Source organism: Nonomuraea sp. WAC 01424 (assembly GCF_003947315.1).
In the GTDB taxonomy this organism is placed as follows: Bacteria; Actinomycetota; Actinomycetes; order Streptosporangiales; family Streptosporangiaceae; genus Nonomuraea; species Nonomuraea spiralis.
On sequence record NZ_QHHZ01000010.1, the window covers coordinates 429,943 to 449,049 of the forward strand.

Consider the following 19,107-nt stretch of genomic DNA (forward strand, 5'->3'; position numbering starts at 1 on the left):
CGGTCACAAGATCACACTAGTGGAGAGCCCCGCCGGGGTGTTCGGCGGCGGAGCGCGGGCACGTACCCGTGAAGCATCACGCGGGGCGGCGCGTCCGCGGCCGCGGCAGGCGTTCGAGGAGGTGCCGGCGAGAAGCTGCGCGAGACGGCCGTCCGGGCGTGGCGGCCGGGTCGGTCGATCACGCGATCCCGGCCGCCGTGCCGCGGTCGGAGGTCATCCGAAGCGCTGGTGCGCGGAATGGAGGCTCGATGAGGTGGCTGGCTCGCGGGGAGGGACACTTCCCGGCGGGAGAGGACCGGTCGGCAGGAGCGGACGACGGCCCGCCCGCCGAGCACCCGCTCGCCCGCTGGACCGTCAGGCAGGCACTGCACCTGGTCTGCCCCGGCCCCGCGGGGGACCCGGACGTACGGCGGCGGCCCGACGGCGCGGCGCAGGCGTGGCGGGACGGCCGCCCGCTGCCGGTGGGCATCTCGCTCACCAGCCGCGCCGGATGGGCGGTCTGCCTGCTCGGACTGGAGCCCGGAGCCGTCGGCTGCGACCTCGAACTGGTCGAGTCGCGCGGCCCGGAATTCGTCGCCGACCGGTTCACCCGGCAGGAGCAGCAGATCATCGGCGGCGACCCGCTGCTGGGCAGCCTGCTCTGGTCGGCCAAACAGAGCGCGTCGAAGGTGTTGCGCCGCGCCGAGAGCCGTTCGCTGGAGGTCTCGCTCGGCTGCGGCCGGCCCACCGACGGGTGGAGCGGGCTGACCGTACGCGCGGGCGGGGGCGGGGTGGCGCACGGGTGGTGGCGCAGGTTCGGCGGTCTGGTGCTGACCGTGGCGGCCGACCGTCCCACGCCGCCGCCGCGCGGGCTGGAGGAGCCCTCGGCGCTGGCGTCGGCCCGTCCGTCGTACGCGGGTTGCGCCTCGACGGCCGGCTGACCCGCCGCCGGGGTCAGGCCGGACGCGGGGTCTGCGTACGGTAGGAGTGGCCGAGCTCCGGACCGAGGCCGAAGTAGTGGCGGAAGTTGTAGACGAGCGGGCTCCAGGCGGCCGGGTCGACATGCTGGGTGCCGGGGACGACGATGCGCGGGTCGGCGTGCACCTTGCGCACGACGGCCTCGACGATGACGAAGTCGTCGGCCTCGTTCGTCCGGATCTGCGCGGCGACGGCCTCGAGCTGGAGGGGGCACTCGGCCACACGCGGCGGCCGTACGGTCTCGGAGGGCTCGGGGCGCAGGCCCGCCGCGCCGAACTTGTCGGCCTCGAACCGGCAGCCGGCCGCCTTGGTGTCCGGCACCGGGTCGCGGCCGGTGAGCGGCGCCAGCCGTTCCACCTGCGGCCACAGGTGCGGCGCCGGCAGGTTGATCACCAGTTCGGGCCGGGCCGCCAGGTTCCGCGCGGTCTGCCCGTCGGCGCCGAGGCCGAGCACGACCGTCCGGCCGAGTGCCCAGGCCGACGACATGGGGGCCAGGTTGGTCGAGCCGTCCGGGTTCTGCGTGGTCAGCAGCACGACCGGGGTGCCGAAGTAGAGGATGCTGGGCTCGATGGCGATGTGGCCGATGGTTGCCGTGTTCATGGTGGGAGCCTAGGAAGGCGACGTTCAACCGGTGGCCGAAATGTCGCCGTCCTGCTGATCTACACCGTAAAGGCGCCTGGTCCGGCCAGGTACGCCACACCCTTCCCCGACAACACGGTCCCGGCGACGGCCGCGACGAACGCCGATTCGCCCGGCCGCAGGGCCAGTTCGCCGACCCGGGTCTCGCCTTCGAGGCAGAACACGATCCGGGGCAGCCCGCCGGGCAGCTCGACGGGGTCGGCCCCGGTCAGGTCGTAGCGCGTGAGGGCGAACTCGGGAGCCGGCGGCACGTAGCTCAGCTCGCCGGCGCCGGGCCGTTCGGGCTCGACCAGGTGGGGCTCGGCGGGCGTGAAGTCGACCACTCGCATCAGCTCGGGCGCGTCCACGTGCTTGGTGGTCAGGCCGCAGCGCAGGACGTTGTCGGAGCTGGCCATGATCTCCACGCCGACGCCGCCCAGGTAGGCGTGCGGCACGCCGGCGCCGAGGTAGAGGGCCTGGCCGGGGAGCAGGTCGACGTGGTTGAGCAGGAGGGCGGCCACGACGCCGGGGTCGCCGGGGCAGGCCGCGGCGATCCCGGCGTACGGGGCCAGGCCGGGGTCGGCGGAGCCGGCGAGGGCGCGTTCGACCTCGGCGCGCAGCGGGGCGCAGGAGTCGTCGAGCATCTGGGCGAAGACGGCGCGTAGCGCCTGGCCGGCGGGCCGGGTGGCGAGCGCGTCGATCCACGGCTGGAGGCCGGGCACGCCGAGGCGGGCGAGCAGGCCGGCGGTGACGACGGGGGAGCGGAAGCCGCACAGCCCGTGGAACGGGGTGATCGCGCAGATCATCTCGGGTTTGTGCGAGCGGTCCTTGTAGGTGCGGGCCGGGTCGCCGATCGGGACGCCGCGCGCCTCCTCGGCGGCGAACCCGGCCTCGGCCTGCGCGATCGTGGGATGGACCTGGAGTGACAGCGGCCGGGCGACGGCGAGCACCTTCAGCAGGTACGGCAGCGCCGGCCCGAACCTGGCGACCGCGGGCCCGCCGAGGGCGGAGACGGGGTCGGCGGCGATGAGCCGGTCGAGGGGCACCGCCGCGGCGACCGAGGGGTCGGCCGGATGGGCGCCCATCCAGAGCTCGGCCTGCGGGCGGCCGGTCGGCTCGGTGCCGAACAGCTCGGGCATGGCGGTGACGGAGCCCCAGTCGTAGGGGCGGATGGTGGTGTCCAGGCGCATGGGCAGATCGAACGTCGGCACAGGGCAGGAGCGTAGCCGCCCGCGGCCCGTCCCGCGCGGCCCGGGGTCCGGTCGGGCTGCACGCAGGTACAGTATGCTTTCCGCGCGAACAGTCCGCTGTACGAATCGGTGGTGCGATGACGACCGTCCAGGACCCGGAGGACCTCACGGCGCGGGCGCGTATCCGCGACGCCGCGATCCGGCACATCGGCGAGCACGGGTTCGAGCGGGCCACGATCCGCGGCATCGCCGAGTCGGCGGGGGTCTCGCTCGGCCTGGTCCGCCACCATTTCGGCTCCAAGCAGGCGCTGCGCGAGGCGTGCGACGAGCATCTGATGAAGATGGTGCGCCGGCTCCACGACGAGGCCGCCACCGGGTTGTCGGCCGGGTTCAGCCCGGTGGCCGTCATGGGCCCCTACCGCGCCTACCTGGCGCGGGCCCTGACCGAGGGCGGGGCCTCGCCGCTGTTCGACGAGATGACCGGGATCGGGGAGCGCTGGTTGGCGGTGGCCGACCGGGAGCGGGGTGAGGCGCCGGACGTCCCGGCGCGGGCGCGGGCGGCCGTGATGGCCGCGATGGCGCTGTCGGTCCCGGTCCTGTATCCGCACGTCGCCCGTGCCATGGGTGCTGACCTGTCCACGCCGGAGGGCGAGCGCCTGCTGATGCGTACGCTGATCGAGATCTACTCGCGGCCGGTGCTGAGCCCGGAGGCCGCCGCCGAGGCGCGTGCCGCGCTCGGCTGACCCGCGATCAGCGCGGCCCCGCTGCGCTCGTCCGGCCAGATCGAGGAGGTGTCCACGTACGGGCGCAGCAGGCCGGTCAGTTCGGGGTCGCCGCGGCCGTTGAGCTCCTTGGAGGAGATCTTGCGTGCCACGCCCGCCACGATGTCGGCCACCTGGACGCGCGTGTCGAGGTGCGAGGCGACCAGCGTCAGGCTCGTCAGCACCAGCGGTCCGGAACGGCCGCCCGGCCGGGCGAGCAGCGACCGCAGCCGCTCGACCCGTTCCTCGGTGAGCGTCGTCTGCCGGTCGTGCACGACGGAGACGGGCCGGCCGCCCGCGCCCCAGGACGCCACCGCGTGCGCGATGGCCGGGATCAGCGGGTCGAGGGCGGGGAAGACGTGCGGGTCGTCGAGCAGGCGCTCGGTGAAGGCGTCCACGCGCGGCCTGGCCGCCCACAGCAGGTCCATGATCTCCCCGGCCGGGCCGGGCGTCGTGCGCAGGTCGGCGACCAGCTCGAAGGCCGACTCGACGGAGGTCTCGGGGGCGCGGCCGTTCCTGGCTCTGAGCAGGTGGTTGAAGGCGTCGAGGAAGGCCGTCCAGCGTCCGGGGCCGAAGGCCCGGCGGCCCTCCTGGTAGAGGGTCCGGGCCAGGGCGGTGGAGCGTTCGTCCTGGTCGAGGCCGAGGCTGGAGTGGTGGCCTGCGAGCAGGTCGGTCAGCTTGCTCACGGCGAAGTACGCCTTGTCGGTCAGGTGCACCCGGGCATGGCCCAGGATCGGTCCCGACGGGCCGAGCAGCCAGACCAGGGTGGCCCGGTTCTTCTCGCGCAGCACGTGCTCGGCCTTGTACTCGGTGACCGGGGACGGCGCTCTGGCGCGCAGCTCCCGTACGCACTCGGCGGCGGCGGCCGCGTCGAGGGAGACTCCGGCGTGGGCGAACACGTCGGTGTTGCCGCCGACGAGCTTCTCGCCCTCCGCGCCCGACTCGTCGCAGGCGATCTCGACGCCGCCGGGCTCGACGGCCGTCCGCGCGGTGCTGTGCATGACGTCCATGGTCACCGGCGAATCTACCCAAACCGCCCTTCCTTCCGCGAGGCATTTTCCGTCGTGTCCGGATCGGCCGTGCGCCGGGTAGGGACCGGACGACAGGTGCGGCAGGCCGGGAGGGAGAACATCGCGCGTGAGCATCAACGTGACCGTGTGGGGCGAGAACGTACACGAGCAGCGGGAGGAGGAGGTGCGCCGCCGCTACCCGGACGGCATGCACGGCGCCGTCGCCGACGGCCTGCGCGAGCACCTGGGCGAACGCGTGCGCGTGCGCACCGCGACGTTGCGGGAGCCCGAGCACGGCCTCGACGCCGCGACGCTGGCCGCCACCGACGTGCTCACCTGGTGGGGGCACGCGGCGCACGAGGAGGTCGGCGACGAGGTCGTGGCGCGGGTGTGCGAGCGCGTACTGGCCGGGATGGGCCTGCTGGTGCTGCACTCGGGCCACTACTCCAAGGTCTTCCGCACCCTCATGGGCACCACCTGCACGGTCAACTGGCGTGACAGCGCCGACCGCGAGCTGGTCTGGACGGTCGAGCCCGCCCACCCGATCGCCGCGGGCGTGCCCCAGCCCCTGGTCATCCCCGAGCAGGAGACCTACGGCGAGCCGTTCGGCATCCCCGCGCCCGACGAGCTGGTGTTCGTCAGCTCCTTCTCCGGCGGCGAGGTGTTCCGCAGCGGCTGCTGCTACCGGCGCGGCAAGGGGCGCGTCTTCTACTTCAGTCCGGGCGACCAGAACTATCCCGTCTTCCATCAGGACGGCGTGCGGCGGGTGCTGGCCAACGCGGTGTTGTGGGCGGCGCCGGACGGGAGGCCGGGCGAGCCGCTGCGCAACACCCGCGTGCCCGCCGGGGACTGGTGAGCTACGCCGTGCCGGGCATGATCATGATGATCTTGCCCGTCACGTGACCCGACCGCAGGTACGTCATCGCGTCGGGGAAGTCGGCCAGCGGGAAGGCCCGGCCGACCACGGGGGTGAGCTCGCCGGTCGCGGCGAGGCCGGCCAGGTGGCGCAGGTCCGCCGGGTCGGCGGCGCTGATGGGGGCCCGCAGGGTGTGCCGGACGAACGGCGACAGCGCCGCGGCCCGGAGCTGGCGGCCGGTGCCGTACAGCCAGCGGCCGGAGGCGTTCTCGCCGCCGACGATCGCGAGGGTGCCCCTGGGCGTGAGGACGCGCCGCAGGTCCGGCAGGGGGCGGTTGCCCGCGGTGTCGAGGACGACGTCGTAGCGGCGGGGCCCGGCGGTCGGGTCCTCGCGGGTGTGGTCGACGACGTCGTCCGCGCCGAGCGAGCGGACGAGCTCGTCCTTGCCGGGGCCGCAGACGCCGGTGACGTGCGCCCCGTACGCCTTGGCGAGCTGCACGGCGAACGTGCCCACCCCGCCGCCCGCGCCGATGACCAGGACGCGCTGTCCCGGGCGGAGGCGGGCGTGGTCGCGCAGGGTCTGTAACGCGGTGAAGCCGCTGGTGGGGATGGCGGCGGCGGCCTCGAAGGACAGCCCGGCGGGTTTGCGTACGAGGTGGCCGGGGCGGGCGACGGCGTGTTCGGCGAGCGCGCCGTCGCAGGTGCCGAAGACCTCGTCGCCGACGTCGAGGCCGGTGACGCCGGGGCCGAGGGCCTCGACGGTGCCGCCGTCGTCGCGGCCGAGGAAGGGGGAACGGGGGCGGCGGAGGCCGGTGGCCAGGCGGACGGGGTAGGGCAGGCCGGCGCCGAGATGCCAGACGCCGTGGTCGAGGGCGGCGGCGTGCACGCGCAGCAGCACGTCGCCGGGGCCGGGGGCGGGGAGCTCGTGGTCGGTGAGGTCCGGGGTGCCGTAGACGTGCCGGGTGATGGCCTTCATGGCAGGGTCTCCATGTCAAAGAAAGTAGACATGGTGAAGGTAAAACAGAGCGGACACAGTGTCAAGAATTATTAACATGGCTGCGGCTGTGGGGGTGCGGGGCTCGCACGTTTCCTGAGATTTCGCCTGTCGGGCGAAATATCGGTATCGCTACCGATAACGGTACGGATGTATCCGGGAGTTACCCTCTGCCCACCCCCCACCATGGCGGGCCGCCCGTTCGCCGGAGTCGCCGGCCTCCAACCGGCGCAGCGTACGCGCCGGACCGTGTCCGGCTCCCCGGCGATCGGCGGCCTGCTTCGGTCACCCCTCACGTGGAGGTGTCCCTCGCATGATTCCGTCCCGATGGAGAGCCGCGGCCACGGCGTTGATCGCAGCGCTGGCCGTCATCACGCCGGCGACCCCGGCCCCCGCTCTCGCACACGCGACCGCCGTACCCCTGCGGGCGCAGGCCGACAGCCGGGTCTCCCCGGCCGGTGAAGAGGTCCTCGCGGACCTGTCCCTGTCCTACGGCGGATCCGGACGGAGCTGGAGCACTCGCGTCAGCCGGCCCGGCTCCCGCTACGTCAAGGTGCACTTCGCCGCGCTCACCCTCGTCCCGGGCGACTACGTCACCGTCGCCGCGCCGGACGGGCGTGAGGTCCACACCTACTACGGCGACCCCACCCGCGGCCGCTACGCCGCCAACTCCGGATACACCCTGCACGGCGTCCCCGGGTTCGCCGCGCTGTCGGTCGACGGGGACACCGCGGTGGTCACCCTGCACGCGTCCGGCGCGCGGAACGCCGTCCGGCTGGCCCGGCAGGGCTTCGGCGTACGCATCGACCGGTACTTCCGCGGCTACACCACCGACGAGGCCGCGGCCCTCACGCCGAGGACGTTCAGCGTGTGCGGCACCGACGCGCGCCGGGACGTCGTCTGCTACAAGGACAGCAACCCCACCGAGTACGCCCGCAGCCGCGCCGTGGCCCGCCAGCTCCTCAACGGCCTCGGCTACTGCACGGCCTGGCGGGTCGGCAACACCAACCGCATGCTGACCAACCACCACTGCATGGAGAGCGCCGCCGACCTGAGCGCCAGCGAGTTCCAGTTCGACTACGACTGCGCGACCTGCGGCGGGAACAACCCCGGCGCCGGGACGAAGGTCGGCGGAGGGCAGTTCCTGAAGACCAGCGCCCTCGAAGCGCTCGACTACACGCTCTTCAGCGTCGCCGACTTCGCCGCGATCCAGGGGTTCGGCACCCTGTACCTCGATCCGCGACCCCCCGTGGCGGGCGAACGCATCTACATCCCCGGCCACGGCGACACCCTGCCCAAACGCCTGTCCCTGTACGAGGACACGCAGGGCGGCGCGGCCTGCAAGATCGACGTGGTGTCGTCCGGCGTCAACACCGGCTACCGCTGCGACACCTCGGGCGGGAACTCCGGCTCGCCGGTCATCGCCGCCTCCAGCCACAAGGTGATCGCCCTTCACCACCTCGGCGGCTGCCCCAACTGGGGGACGCGCATCACCGAGGTCTACAACGAGATCTCCGGCCTGATCGACAACACCCCGCCGACCGGCGGCGGCGACGACTTCGCGATGAGTCTCTCGCCCGCGAGCGGCGGCGTCACGCCGGGCGGGACGACCACGAGCACCCTGTCCACCGTCGTCACAGGCGGCGGGCCCCAGCCGGTGCAACTCGCGGCCACCGGGGTGCCCGCGGGGGCCACCGTGACGTTCGCGCCGGCCACCGTCCAGTCCGGCGGCACGTCGGTCATGACGGTGTCCACCTCCGCGCAGACGATCGCGGGCACGTACCAGATCACGGTGAGCGCGACGGGGCCGGCCGCCACCCACACGGCCGCCTACAGCCTGTCCGTGGCCGCCGCGGGCGGCTGCTCGGGCTACGAGACCACCAAGTCCGGCACGCTGACCTCCGGCGCGGAGCAGTACCAGCCGGACGGCGGGTACCTGACGACCACCGTCACCGGCCCGCACCAGGCCTGCCTGGACGGCCCGTCCGGCGCCGACTACGACCTGTACCTGCAACGCTGGAACGGGTCGTCATGGGCGACGGTCGCCCAGAGCGCCGGGTCGGGAGCCGACGAGTCGCTCACCTACACCGGCGCAGCCGGCTACTACCGCTACCGCGTGCACGCCTACTCCGGGTCCGGTTCGTACACCTTGGGCTACAACGCTCCCTGACCCATGGACAGGCGGCCGGGCGACGCCGAGATTGGGCGGCAGGCACGGTTCGCACGGACGGCGGGGAGCGCGGATGAGGATCATGGAACTCGTCTCGGTCGACGGTTATGTCGCCTTCGATCTGGAATGCCCGGTGAGTGCGGGTGGCACCCGGCTGGCGCCGGACGTCACCCGCGAGGAGGCCGGGCTGCTGGCGCGGGCGATGACGTACAAGCTGGCCGTGCTCGGGGAGCGGATCGGCGGCGCCAAGGCGGTGCTGCGGGCCGCGTCCGACGACCGGGACGCCGTCCTGGCGCGTTACTGCACGGAGATCGCGCCGCTGGTGGCGGCGGGCGAGTTCCTCACCTCATCCGACCTGGGCACCCGCACCCAGGACTTCGCCCCGCTCCCCGGCTACCGCCCCGACTCGGTGATGCACCGGGAGGCGGGCGGCGGGGAGCCTGCGGATACCGTCCACCGGTCGGCGGACAGCGGGTCGGCGGCCGCCGTTCACCGGCCGGTGGGCGGGGAACTGGTGGACACCGTCGTGACCGGGCTGGGGGTGGTCGCCGCCGCCGACACCGCGCTCGGCGGGCTCGACGGCCGGACGGTGGCGGTGGAGGGCTTCGGCAAGGTGGGCGGTGCCGTGGCACGCGAGGCGGCGCGACGTGGGGCGCGCCTCGTCGCCCTGTCCACCTTGCAGGGGTGCGTGACCGACCCCTCCGGCCTGGACGTGGCCGCCCTGGAAGAGCTGCGCGCCGCGTACGGCGACGCCTGCGTGACGCGGCTCGGCCTGCCCGTGCTCCCGTCCGAGGCGCTGTACGAGGTGGCCGCCGACGTCCTGGTCCCCGGCGCGCGTACCGGGACGTTGTCGGCACGGCGGGCGGCGACGGTACGGGCCGGCCTGGTCGCACCCGCGGCGAACGTGCCCTACACGGCGGAGGGGCTACGGACGCTGCGGGCGCGGGGTGTGGTGACGCTGGCGGACTTCGTCTGCGGAGCGGGGGCCACGATCGGGTACCTCGCCGAGAGCGCCGGGGAGATCTCCGGCGTCGAGGACGCCCGTGCCCTGGTGGACCGCCGCGTCAGCACCCTCACGGCCGCCGCCCTGTCCCATCCGGAGGGTCCGTACGAGGGTTCGTGCGCGCTGGCCGAACACTTCCTCTCAACCTGGCAACCCCCGTCCGCCCTCCCCATCACCCCACCCGTGGCCCCCGACCCGCCCACCGCTCTCTGACCTCGTTCACCCGCCCGCGCCCGCGGGCCCCGGCCGTCCCGGGCTTCGGTGAGGTGGTCGCGTAGTCGGCGAGGGCGGGTTCGAGTGGGCCGCCCCCGCCTGAATCCGTGCGGTCGGGTCAGCCGGCCTGCCCGGCGCGGGTGTCGAGGAACTCCTGTACGAGCGCCGCGAACTCCTCGGCCTGATGTTCCAGCGGGATCACGCCGCCCTTGACCACGGCCTGAGTGCTGTGGGGGAGGGCGGCGGTCAGGCGTTCGAGCTCGGGGAAGGCGAAGGGGTCGTCGGTGGCGCCGACGCACAGCACCGGGCAGCGGACCAGCCCGACACGTTCCTCCATCCGGTACGCGGCCACCGCCTCATGACCGCGTTCCACCTCCGGCAGGACGGTCAGCGCGTCGCGCACGAAACGGGTCAGCAGCGGCCAGGGATAGTAGGGCGCCCGGCGGCTCCACAGGTCACCCAGGTGGGAGCCGTCGGCGTGTTCGCGTACGGCGTCGATGGAGGGACGGCCCGCGCGGCGCCGCCGCCCCTCGGGGTCGATCAGCGGCGTGGACGACAACACCAGCGCGGTGACGCGCTCCGGCGCCCGCGCGGCCGTCTCGACCGCGACGACGCCGCCCGTGTGATGCCCGGCCACGGCGGCTCGCGGCAGGTCCAGGGCGTCCATCAGGGCCAGCACACCGGCGGCGTAGGTCTCGATCGAGTGGTCCGGCGGGTGGGCGGAGTTGCCGAAGCCCAGGGTGTCCATGGCGACGGCCCGCCGGGTACGGCCGAGCAGGGGGAGCACTTCGCGGTACTCGTCCCAGGATCGGGGGGTCTGGTGCAGCAGGAGCACCGGCTCGCCCGTGCCGCACGAGGCGTGGTGGATCTGGCCGAACGGGGTGTCGGCGTAGCCAAATCTGATCATGGCCCTCCTCGTGCTTCGGACGGGTCCGGACTCGTGGGCGACGCCCGGCACGGCGGTCGCGGCCACCAGTGAGCACGCCCGGCTGATCCCACGTCCTCACCATCGCAGACGGGACCGCCGCGCGCATCAGCCCCTGGTACGACGTTGCGGTGGCGGGGTGCTCGGGGCCGCGTGCCGGGCGGTCAGCCGGTCCCGACGAGCGCCTGGCTGCATTCCCACAGGCGGCGCGCGAGGTCGGCGTCGTCGGCCAGGCGGTGGGTGGCCGACGGGCGGCGCTTCTCGAAGTGGCCGCCGGGTGTCCAGTCGGCGCCCGGCTCGGAGGTGGCCAGCCAGACCAGCGTGTCGGCGCCCTGCTCGGGCGTGAGCAGCAGCCGCTTCAGCGGCGTGTGGTAGAGCAGCCGGGCAGCGCTGTCGCCGCCGCCGGAGAAGTTCGTGGCGACCACGCCGGGATGGAAGGAGGCCGCGGCCAGGCCGTCCGCGCCGTGGCGGCGCTGCAGCTCGCGGGTGAACAGGATGTTGGCCAGCTTGGAGTTGGCGTACGCCCGGCTGCCCGAGTAGTGGCGCACCCCGTCGAGGTCGTCGAGGTCGAGGCGGGCACGGGTGTTGAACCGGCTGGAGGTCGTGACGACCGTGCCGCCCGCGGCCGTGAGGCGGGGCAGCAGCAGCGTGGTCAGCAGGAACGGCGCCAGATGGTTGACCTGGAACGTCGCCTCATGGCCGTCGGGCGTCGTGGTGCGCGAGCCCATGATCCCGCCGGCGTTGTTGACCAGCACGTCGATGACGGGGTGGCGGTCGAGCAGCGTGGCCGCCAGCGCGCGTACCTGCGACAGGCGCGCGAAGTCGGCCACCTGGTGGTCGGCCTCCAGCTCCTCGGCCAGCGCCTCGGTCTTGCCGGCCGAACGGCCGACGATCACGACGTGGTCGCCGCCGCGCCGCAGGGCGCGAGCGGCGGCGCGGCCGATGCCGTCGCTGGCGCCGGTCAGCACGATGGTCTTTCCCGCCATGGGCCCGATCCTTCCGCACTCGCCCCCACCATAGATCGTCCGGCGGCACGCCCGCCACGCGAGCCCCGGCGCACCGGTCTCAGGCGGGCCGGTCAGGCGCCGGTCGTACGGAAACGCGCGGCGGGGTCGTCGGCGAGCGCGGCGTCGAGGCGGTCACGCATGTCGGGCGTCAGGTCCGGCAGGGCCCGCAGCGGGAACCAGCGGGCCTCGGTGTTCTCCCCGTCGGCCGGGTACGGTTCGCCCGACCGCCAGCGGCAGCGGAAGACCAGGTCGAGATAGCGGGCCCGGTCGCCGTTGGGGTAGGTGACCTCGCGCGTGACGTGCACCATGGCCAGCCGCTCGGCGACGGCGTGGACACCGGTCTCCTCGGCGACCTCGCGCAGCGCGGCGTCGGCCGGCTGCTCGCCGGGGTCGATGATGCCGGTGACCGGCGTCCAGGCCCCGGTGTCGGCACGGCGGACCAGCAGCACCTCCTGCTCGCGCAGCACGACCGCGGTCACCCCGGACAACCACAGCGGCTCGGTGCCGATCTTCTCCCGCAGCGCGACGACGAACTCAGGCGTGGGCATCGCCCCAGCATATTCACACCCGTTCCGACGGCGTCCGCGGATCATCAGGAACGGCTCTGACGTGCGGTTATCCGCGTGACCCGGCCGAGCGAGGGTAGGGAGGCGCCACACCCGATCGACACGTGACGGCCCTTTCCGAGGAAGCCCCGTCGAACGCGAGCACGTGATCGCCGCCTACACGTTCGAGCTAGACGGCTCGGCCGCCGTGGACCCGCGGGTGCTGCTCCACCTGCCCGGCCCGCCCCGACGCGGGCGAGCCGGGGGGAACGGGCCGGGCGGACGGGCCGGGCGGACGGGCTGGGGGAGCGGGAGGGCCGGGCGTCAGGTGCCGTTGAGCGCCTTGTCGGTGCGGAGCGTGTCGGTGCGGGTCGTCAGGAACGTGCGCAGGTTCTTCGCCTCCGCCTCGATCCCGGCGGAGTCGGCCCGGTCGTTCAGCTTGTACGCCGTGACCAGCCCGTCGAGCAGGCGGCCGGCCGCGCCACCCGCCAGCAGCCTGCCGTACAGCACCCGGTACTGCTCCTCGTAGAGCTTCCTGAAGGCGGCGTCCGCGAGGAACTTCTCCTTCAGCGGATGGCCCGTGCCCAGCATGCCGCCGCCCCGGCGGCCCTGCTCGGCGTTCCCTGGCGGGCGTGCCGGACCGGCGCCCATGCCGGCGCCCATGCCGATCGTGTCGTGCACGCCGGCCGTGGCGTCGCCGTTGAACGCCAGGTTGAGGTCCCAGGTGACCACCCTGAACCTGCCGGTGCCAAGGTCGTACCAGAGGTAGTAGTTCCGTCCGGGGCCGGCCATGTCGTCGAAGTTGACCATGATGTTCTGCAGGGCCAGGTAGCGGGCGAACGACTCCACGTCCAGGCGGTCCGCCAGGCCCTCGGCGAACTCGGCCGCGGAGGCTTCGTTCACCCATCTGACCAGGTCGATGACCGGCTGGAGGTCCTTGCCGCCGACCTCGTCGACCTGCTTGAAGTCGGTGGTGTACCCGGTCTGGTCCTCGCCCTTGTACGTGAAGGAACTGCCGGCCAGCGACTTGTACAGCACGCCGTCGCCGAGACCTTCGGCGTACCCCTCGTCGAGGTACTCCACCAGCAGGCGTGGCGCGGCGGAGCGGCCGTTGACGGTGAAGGAGGCGTACGTGGAGCGCTGGGTGGGCTCACCGGAGGCGCCGACCAGCGCGATCCCCAGAGCCTCGTTCAACATCGCCGCCGAGCCCGCTGTCGGGCCCGTCCCTGAGCCCGTCCCTGAGCCCGCTGTCGGGCCCGCCGCCGGGCTCGCCACTGACGGGCGTACGGCCACCTGGCTGTGGCCCTGGTAGCGCCGGCCGCGCGCGAACTCGTCGAAGCTGATCAGCCACGGCAGGTTCTCCGGCTCCTCGCCCTTCAGCCGCGCGCCGCCGGGCATGCCGCCCCCGGGCGGCTGCCCGCCCTCACCGCGCGGCGGGAACCCATCCGGCGGCTGGAACCCCTCCGGAAAGCCCTTCGGAACCCCCTCGGGGCGTCCGTCGCCCACGGGCCCGCGGCGCTGCGCCGACTTCCCCTTCCAGGTCAGGCCCATGAGCGTGGAGTTGCCCTTGAGCCGTACGCCCACGCTGGGGATCCGGGTGCCGTCGATGGTCAGGTCGGCCTCGACGTACTTCTTCTCACCCTCCTTGAGGTACTCGGTCAGCATGTCCTCGTAGGCCGCGTCGGTGAAGGTGAGCCGCACCTCGTGCGGCACGGAGGCGTCGAACAGGTCCTTCGCGCCGGTCAGGTCCGTGACGACGGTCCCGGCCTCGGCGGCCCGGACGGTGGTGACGTACGGGCGGATCGTGCCGCCGCCGAACACGCCCCAGCACGCGCCCAGGAAGGCCACGCACACCGTGACCAGCTTCCAGTTGTGCCGCAGTTTCACGGGGATGCGGTGCTTCAACCGCTTGGACGATGTCATGGGCCGGGCCTACAGGTCCGTCTGGTCGTACCCGGTCAGGACGGTGACCGACTGGCCGTGGTTGCGTTCGCGCAGCGCGGCGATGAGGTCGGCCGGTTCGCCGCCCTTCTTGATCTTGACGGTGTACATCAGCTCCGTCAGCGCCCCGCCGCGGATCGACTCCATGCTGACCAGCTCGAACTCGTCGGTGTGCCGGACGAGCACGTCCTGGATCGCCGTGCTGAAGTCCTCGTCCGCGGGCACCTGCACCTTGACCACCTGGCGGCGTACGTCGAGCTTGAACCAGTCGAACCGGTGCATGACCACGACGATCAGCGAGATGGCGACGGCGGCGACGACGGCCAGCAGGTAGAAGCGGGTGCCGACGGCCATGCCGACGCCCATGACCAGGAAGATGAAGCCGACGTCGCGGGTCTCCTTGATGGCGTTGCGGAACCGGACCACCGACAGCGCCCCGACCAGGGCGAAGGCGCGGGCGATGTTGGAGCCGACGACCAGCATGATCAGCGAGATCAGCATGCCGAGGACGACCAGCGTCTGGACGTAGGACTGGCTGTAGGACACGTTGCGGTGCGTGGCCCGGTACACCCAGCCGATCATGGCGCTGAGCACGAACGACAGGGCCATCGCGATCGCGATGTCGGCCACGCTGAACGTGCCGGACAGATCCTGGAAGGAGAAGTCCATTGGGGGTCAGGCCTCCGGGAGGACGGCCGGCCGGACGCGGCCGGGATCGAGGACGTGGCCGCTGTCGTGGCCGGGGACGTGGAAGATCGAACGCGGGGCCAGCCCATGGGCCTCGACGCTCTGGCAGTACTTGGACACCCGCACCACTTGCAGGTTCCGCCGCGCGGTCAGCTCGGTCAGCCAGTACGGCACCCGCTCGTCGGCCTTGACCTCCATGATCGCCGTACGGGCGGGGACGATCAGCCGGTTCTCGGCGTCGGCGCCCAGGTGGAAGTCCCGGTCGCGGCCCCGGACGCGGTGGTCGAAGGTGACGCGCAGGCCCACGTCGGCGTCGCGGCCCACGTAGGCGTGCCGGGTGTAGCCGGTCATCGCCACGGCCCGCAGGTCCAGCCGGAGCACCAGGTCGAGCACCTCCTCCAGGAAGGCCCGCCGGGACGGCTCGTGCCCGACCGGCTCCCGCCCGTCGCACAGGCGCAGCGCGTCGGCGTACGGCAGGCACACCCGCCGCTTCTGGGTGACCCGGTTGACGCGCTGCTTGATCTCGACGTACACCGGCGTGCCGGCCGTCACGGCGAAGCGGTCGCCGTAGTGGCGGATGCGCAGCTTCCTGCGGAACTTCAGGCCCTCGACCTTCTCCCAGTAGAAGCGCAGGTGCCTGGTGTCGTAGTAGACGCTCCAGATGCCGTAGCCCGCCTCACCGCTGTGACGGTCGCGGTCGAGCCGCCGTCCGATCTCCTCCCGGAGCTCGGCCGCCTCGGCCATGTCGACCAGGTACTTGATCTCGTACCGGTTGAAGGCGTGCAGCGTGCTGGGCGCGCGCAGCCGGTGGCCCTGCTCGCCGTCCGGTACGCCGGCGGACGCCGGCCGGTCGCCCTCGCGGCCCACCAAGACGGCCTGTCTGCGGAACTTTCGCAGCATGTCCCTCCTTTCGTCGGCACACATCCGACAGCACGAAGCTGGGAATAATGTGTGAACCGCCACCGACGAGAGAGTGAACACGCCCTGCTCTCACTCCTGCGGTGGCCGGTGGAGCGGCAGGAGCACGCGGAAGGCGGTGCCGCGGCCGGCGGCGCTCGTCACCTCGATGCGACCGTCGTGCGCCTGGACGAGCGCCGCGGCGATGGCCAGGCCCAGCCCGGTCCCGCCGCTGTCGCGGGAGCGGCCGGCGTCGGCGCGGTAGAAGCGGTCGAACACGTACGGCAGGTGCTCGGGATCGATGCCCTGCCCCTCGTCGCGCACCTCGACCAGCGCGGCCCCGGACGCCGGGGCGGGCCCGGAACCGGCGTGCACGACCGCGGGGGCCGGTGCCCCGGCCAGGGCGCGCCGGCCGACCAGGACGCGCACCTCCGCGCCCGGGGTCGCGTGCGTCACGGCGTTGCCGACCAGGTTGGCGATGACCTGGTGCAGCCGGTGTTCGTCGCCCAGCACGAACACCGGCTCGTCGGAGACCGACAGCCGGATCGGCCGCTCGCGGTCGCGGGCCTGGGCGGCGTGGACCACGTCCCCGGCCAGCACGCGCAGGTCCACGACGGTCGGTTCCAGCGTGGGCTCCTGGTCCAGGCGGGCCAGCAGCAACATGTCCTCCACCAGCACGCCCATGCGCGCGGCCTCGCCCTCGATCCGGCGCAGCAGCCGCCCGGCCGCCGGGTCCCTGGCGCCCTGGCCGTGGTGGTAGAGCTCGGCGAAGCCCCGGATCGAGGTCAGCGGCGTGCGCAGCTCGTGGGAGGCGTCGGCGACGAAGTGACGCAGCCGCCGTTCGGAGCGTTCGGACTCGCGCAGCGCGGTGGCCAGGCGTTCCAGCATGACGTTGAGCGCGCGGCCGAGCCGTCCGGTCTCGGTGCCGGGGTCGGTGTCGCTGACCCTGCGGTCGATGTCCCCGTCCGCGATGGCCTCGGCGGTGCGTTCCATGCGGGTCAGCGGGCGCAGCCCCAGCCGTACGACGGCGAGGGCGAGCGCGCCGAGCAGGAGCAGCACGAGAGCGCCCGCGGCCGCCTCGATGACCAGGATCTGGTGCACGGTCGCCCGGTTGGGCTCCAGCGACATCGACACCGCCAGCCGGACGCCGTCGGGCAGCACCCGCACCAGCACGCGCCACTCCTGCTCCCCGGCCAGGGCGGGCACGTCGAACGGCGCCCCCGGGGCCGCGGAGACCGCCGCGGCCGGGATGGCCGGCCCGTCGGCGGGCTCGGCGGGCAGGTTGCGCAGCAGCGCCCCGGAGGGGCTGTAGAAGGCGATCCTGAACTGCGTCGGCAGCTCGACGGCACGGCCCCCGTCCGGCGGCGGGGGAGGGGGGAGCGGGCGCCTGCCGAACGAGACGGCCGCCTCGGCGAGCTGGGCGTCCGTCCTGGCCTGCAGCGAACGGTCCAGCAGCAACACGCTCGCCGTCGCGAACGCCGCCAGCCCGGCCGCGCACAGGCCGAGCAGCGCGGCCAGCAGCCGGTGCCGCAGGGGCCGGGCCGATCTCACGAGGGCCCCTGAAGCCGGTAGCCGACGCCGCGCAGCGTGTGGATCAGCGGCGGGCCGGCGGCGTCGATCTTGCGCCGCAGGTAGCTGATGTAGGACTCGACGATCCTGCTCTCACCGCCGAAGTCGAAGTCCCACACGCGGTCGAGGATCTGCGCCTTGCTGACCACCCGTTCGGCGTTGATCATCAGGTACTTGAGCAGGCTGAACTCGGTCGGCGACAGGTGGATCGGCCGGCCCGCCCGCCGGACGGTGTGGGCCTGCTCGTCCAGCTCCAGGTCCGCGTACCGGAGCACGCCGTCGTCGAGCTGCTCCTCCGGCGGGCGGGTCCTGCGCATGATCGCCCGCAGCCGCAGCACCACCTCCTCCAGGCTGAACGGCTTGGTCACGTAGTCGTCGCCGCCCGCGGTCAGCCCGGCGATCCGGTCGGCGACCGCGTCCTTGGCGGTCAGGAAGAGCATCAGGGGACCGTCGCCGGCCTCGCGGAGCCTGCGTGCGACCGTGAACCCGTCCATGCCGGGCATCATGACGTCCAGCACGATGATGTCCGGCCGCTCCCGGGCCACCGCCTCCAGCGCCTGGCGTCCGCCGGCGGCGGTCCGCACGTCGAAGCCGTTCAGCTCCAGAGCCTCGGACAACAACTCGCGGATGTTCGGCTCGTCGTCGACGACCAGCACCTTCGCGGCGGGTTTTTCGTTCACGCCATCGTTCTACGCGCCCACGGTGAGAGAAAGGTGTGAACCGCGACCCGGCGGCGACCCTAACCCATAAAGTCTATAGGTAATAAGGATAATCCCAAGGAGAGGTAAGCAGCCATGTCCGGCTCCACGTCCTGGCCTAGCCTCGGTTCCATGCCGATCGACGAGAACGCCCTGCTCCCCGATCCCGGCCGCGCCGTCGTGGCGGTCGAGCCGCCGGTCCCGGCTGCCGGTCATTGGGCGGGGGCGCCGAGCGCCGTCGCCGCCGACGGGCTGATCTACCTGGCCTACCGCCTGCGCCGTCCGGTCGGCGAGGGCCGTGGGTACGCCGTCGTGGTCGCCCGTTCGGCCGACGGCGAGCGCTTCGAGCCGCTGACGACCATCACCCGCGAGGAGATGGACGCCGAGTCGCTGGAGCGTCCCTGCCTGGTGCGGACCCCGGAGGGACGCTGGCGGCTCTACCTGAGCTGCGCCACGCCGGGCACCAAGCACTGGCGGGTGGAGGTCGTCGAAGCCGACGACCCGGCCGCGTTCGACCCGCGCACCCGTACGACCGTGCTGCCCGGCGACCCCAAGACCGGGGTCAAGGACACCGTGATCGTACGGCGCGACGGCGTGTGGCACCTGTGGGCCTCCTGCCACCCGCTGACCGACCCCGACGAGGCCGACCAGATGGTGACCGACTACGCCACCAGCGCCGACGGCCTGGACTGGACCTGGCACGGCACCGCCCTGACCGGCCGCCCCGGCCTGTGGGACGCGCGGGGCGTACGGATCAGCGCCGTGCGCTTCGACGACGACCGGGTCGTGGCCTTCTACGACGGCCGGGCCAGCGCGGGCGAGAACTACGAGGAGCGCACCGGCGTCGCCGTGGGCGCCGACCCCGACGCGCTGAGCGCCCTCGGCGACCGGCCCGCCGCGATGTCGCCGCACCACGGCGGGGGCCTGCGCTACCTCCACTTCGTGGACCTGCCGGACGGCCGCCTGCGGCTCTACTACGAGTACACCCGCGCCGACGGCGCCCACGACCTGCGCACGGAACTGCGCCCCGCCCGCTGATCAACGCCCGCTGATCACCGCCTGCGTC

18 protein-coding genes are annotated in these 19,107 nt (G+C 73.2%); 6 read left to right on the forward strand and 12 right to left on the reverse strand.

What is annotated here, in order from left to right; all coding sequences use genetic code 11:
• The first annotated feature begins 248 nt into the window (after positions 1-248).
• A complete protein-coding gene (locus DMB42_RS28405) occupies positions 249-920 on the forward strand; it encodes a hypothetical protein (RefSeq protein WP_125638079.1) in 672 nt (223 codons plus the stop codon).
• A gap of 13 nt (positions 921-933) precedes the next feature.
• Here DMB42_RS28405 and DMB42_RS28410 read toward each other — a convergent pair whose 3' ends face one another.
• Together DMB42_RS28410 and manA are read right to left on the reverse strand one after the other, a co-directional pair.
• On the reverse strand, positions 934-1,557 hold the full coding sequence (locus tag DMB42_RS28410) for a flavin reductase family protein (RefSeq protein WP_125638080.1): 624 nt from the start codon (positions 1,555-1,557) through the stop codon (positions 934-936).
• A gap of 59 nt (positions 1,558-1,616) precedes the next feature.
• Positions 1,617-2,786, reverse strand: coding sequence for a mannose-6-phosphate isomerase, class I (manA, locus tag DMB42_RS28415; RefSeq protein ID WP_260478002.1), 1,170 nt, complete (start codon positions 2,784-2,786; stop codon positions 1,617-1,619).
• Between the two features lie 116 nt (positions 2,787-2,902).
• On the opposite strand from manA, the gene DMB42_RS28420 reads away from it, so the two are divergent.
• On the forward strand, positions 2,903-3,508 hold the full coding sequence (locus DMB42_RS28420; protein WP_125638081.1) for a TetR/AcrR family transcriptional regulator: 606 nt from the start codon (positions 2,903-2,905) through the stop codon (positions 3,506-3,508).
• Here the strand turns inward: DMB42_RS28420 and DMB42_RS28425 are convergent.
• Entirely contained in the window at positions 3,448-4,527 is a 1,080-nt protein-coding gene (locus tag DMB42_RS28425) for a hypothetical protein (RefSeq protein WP_125638082.1), read from the reverse strand. The genes DMB42_RS28420 and DMB42_RS28425 overlap by 61 nt on opposite strands.
• A gap of 136 nt (positions 4,528-4,663) precedes the next feature.
• Between DMB42_RS28425 and DMB42_RS28430 the strand changes: the two genes are divergently transcribed.
• The gene (locus DMB42_RS28430) at positions 4,664-5,392 is read left to right on the forward strand and encodes a ThuA domain-containing protein (RefSeq protein ID WP_125638083.1); all 729 of its coding nucleotides are present in this window, start codon (positions 4,664-4,666) and stop codon (positions 5,390-5,392) included.
• A gap of 1 nt (position 5,393) precedes the next feature.
• Here the strand turns inward: DMB42_RS28430 and DMB42_RS28435 are convergent, their stop codons facing one another.
• Positions 5,394-6,368 carry an NAD(P)-dependent alcohol dehydrogenase gene (locus tag DMB42_RS28435; protein ID WP_125638084.1) on the reverse strand — a complete coding sequence of 325 codons (975 nt, stop codon included), beginning with the start codon at positions 6,366-6,368 and terminating at the stop codon, positions 5,394-5,396.
• Between the two features lie 331 nt (positions 6,369-6,699).
• Here DMB42_RS28435 and DMB42_RS28440 point away from each other — a divergent pair, with 331 nt between their 5' ends.
• Both DMB42_RS28440 and DMB42_RS28445 read left to right on the forward strand, forming a co-directional pair.
• Positions 6,700-8,556 (forward strand): serine protease, encoded by a 1,857-nt coding sequence (locus DMB42_RS28440; RefSeq protein ID WP_125638085.1) that lies wholly within the window; start codon positions 6,700-6,702, stop codon positions 8,554-8,556.
• 73 nt (positions 8,557-8,629) lie between these two features.
• The gene (locus DMB42_RS28445; protein WP_125638086.1) at positions 8,630-9,772 is read left to right on the forward strand and encodes a Glu/Leu/Phe/Val dehydrogenase dimerization domain-containing protein; all 1,143 of its coding nucleotides are present in this window, start codon (positions 8,630-8,632) and stop codon (positions 9,770-9,772) included.
• A 118-nt stretch (positions 9,773-9,890) separates the two neighbouring features.
• Here the strand turns inward: DMB42_RS28445 and DMB42_RS28450 are convergent, their stop codons facing one another.
• From DMB42_RS28450 to DMB42_RS28485, 8 genes are all read right to left on the reverse strand, one after another.
• Positions 9,891-10,679 carry an alpha/beta fold hydrolase gene (locus DMB42_RS28450; protein WP_125638087.1) on the reverse strand — a complete coding sequence of 263 codons (789 nt, stop codon included), beginning with the start codon at positions 10,677-10,679 and terminating at the stop codon, positions 9,891-9,893.
• 182 nt (positions 10,680-10,861) lie between these two features.
• On the reverse strand, positions 10,862-11,683 hold the full coding sequence (locus DMB42_RS28455) for an SDR family NAD(P)-dependent oxidoreductase (RefSeq protein ID WP_125638088.1): 822 nt from the start codon (positions 11,681-11,683) through the stop codon (positions 10,862-10,864).
• Positions 11,684-11,775: 92 nt separating this feature from the next.
• The gene (locus DMB42_RS28460; protein ID WP_125638089.1) at positions 11,776-12,252 is read right to left on the reverse strand and encodes an NUDIX domain-containing protein; all 477 of its coding nucleotides are present in this window, start codon (positions 12,250-12,252) and stop codon (positions 11,776-11,778) included.
• A 321-nt stretch (positions 12,253-12,573) separates the two neighbouring features.
• Entirely contained in the window at positions 12,574-14,172 is a 1,599-nt protein-coding gene (locus tag DMB42_RS28465; RefSeq protein ID WP_125638090.1) for a CotH kinase family protein, read from the reverse strand.
• A gap of 9 nt (positions 14,173-14,181) precedes the next feature.
• Positions 14,182-14,859, reverse strand: coding sequence for a DUF4956 domain-containing protein (locus DMB42_RS28470; RefSeq protein ID WP_125638091.1), 678 nt, complete (start codon positions 14,857-14,859; stop codon positions 14,182-14,184).
• A gap of 6 nt (positions 14,860-14,865) precedes the next feature.
• Positions 14,866-15,777: a polyphosphate polymerase domain-containing protein gene (locus DMB42_RS28475; RefSeq protein WP_125638092.1), complete on the reverse strand. Its 912-nt coding sequence runs from the start codon at positions 15,775-15,777 to the stop codon at positions 14,866-14,868.
• Between the two features lie 90 nt (positions 15,778-15,867).
• Entirely contained in the window at positions 15,868-17,325 is a 1,458-nt protein-coding gene (locus tag DMB42_RS28480) for a cell wall metabolism sensor histidine kinase WalK (RefSeq protein ID WP_125638093.1), read from the reverse strand.
• The gene (locus DMB42_RS28485) at positions 17,322-18,023 is read right to left on the reverse strand and encodes a response regulator transcription factor (protein ID WP_125638094.1); all 702 of its coding nucleotides are present in this window, start codon (positions 18,021-18,023) and stop codon (positions 17,322-17,324) included. The genes DMB42_RS28480 and DMB42_RS28485 overlap by 4 nt, the downstream gene beginning before the upstream one ends.
• Before the next feature lie 150 nt (positions 18,024-18,173).
• On the opposite strand from DMB42_RS28485, the gene DMB42_RS28490 reads away from it, so the two are divergent.
• Positions 18,174-19,079 carry a hypothetical protein gene (locus tag DMB42_RS28490; RefSeq protein ID WP_185844904.1) on the forward strand — a complete coding sequence of 302 codons (906 nt, stop codon included), beginning with the start codon at positions 18,174-18,176 and terminating at the stop codon, positions 19,077-19,079.
• Positions 19,080-19,107: the final 28 nt, after the last annotated feature.

Bases quoted from the DNA above. Each gene is read 5' to 3' on its own strand.
- DMB42_RS28405 (WP_125638079.1), top strand. From the start codon at position 249: ATGAGGTGGCTGGCTCGCGGGGAGGGACACTTCCCGGCGGGAGAGGAC.
- DMB42_RS28410 (WP_125638080.1), bottom strand. From the start codon at position 1,557: ATGAACACGGCAACCATCGGCCACATCGCCATCGAGCCCAGCATCCTC.
- DMB42_RS28420 (WP_125638081.1), top strand. From the start codon at position 2,903: ATGACGACCGTCCAGGACCCGGAGGACCTCACGGCGCGGGCGCGTATC.
- DMB42_RS28425 (WP_125638082.1), bottom strand. From the start codon at position 4,527: ATGCACAGCACCGCGCGGACGGCCGTCGAGCCCGGCGGCGTCGAGATC.
- DMB42_RS28435 (WP_125638084.1), bottom strand. From the start codon at position 6,368: ATGAAGGCCATCACCCGGCACGTCTACGGCACCCCGGACCTCACCGAC.
- DMB42_RS28440 (WP_125638085.1), top strand. From the start codon at position 6,700: ATGATTCCGTCCCGATGGAGAGCCGCGGCCACGGCGTTGATCGCAGCG.
- DMB42_RS28445 (WP_125638086.1), top strand. From the start codon at position 8,630: ATGAGGATCATGGAACTCGTCTCGGTCGACGGTTATGTCGCCTTCGAT.
- DMB42_RS28450 (WP_125638087.1), bottom strand. From the start codon at position 10,679: ATGATCAGATTTGGCTACGCCGACACCCCGTTCGGCCAGATCCACCAC.
- DMB42_RS28455 (WP_125638088.1), bottom strand. From the start codon at position 11,683: ATGGCGGGAAAGACCATCGTGCTGACCGGCGCCAGCGACGGCATCGGC.
- DMB42_RS28460 (WP_125638089.1), bottom strand. From the start codon at position 12,252: ATGCCCACGCCTGAGTTCGTCGTCGCGCTGCGGGAGAAGATCGGCACC.
- DMB42_RS28465 (WP_125638090.1), bottom strand. From the start codon at position 14,172: ATGACATCGTCCAAGCGGTTGAAGCACCGCATCCCCGTGAAACTGCGG.
- DMB42_RS28470 (WP_125638091.1), bottom strand. From the start codon at position 14,859: ATGGACTTCTCCTTCCAGGATCTGTCCGGCACGTTCAGCGTGGCCGAC.
- DMB42_RS28475 (WP_125638092.1), bottom strand. From the start codon at position 15,777: ATGCTGCGAAAGTTCCGCAGACAGGCCGTCTTGGTGGGCCGCGAGGGC.
- DMB42_RS28490 (WP_185844904.1), top strand. From the start codon at position 18,174: ATGCCGATCGACGAGAACGCCCTGCTCCCCGATCCCGGCCGCGCCGTC.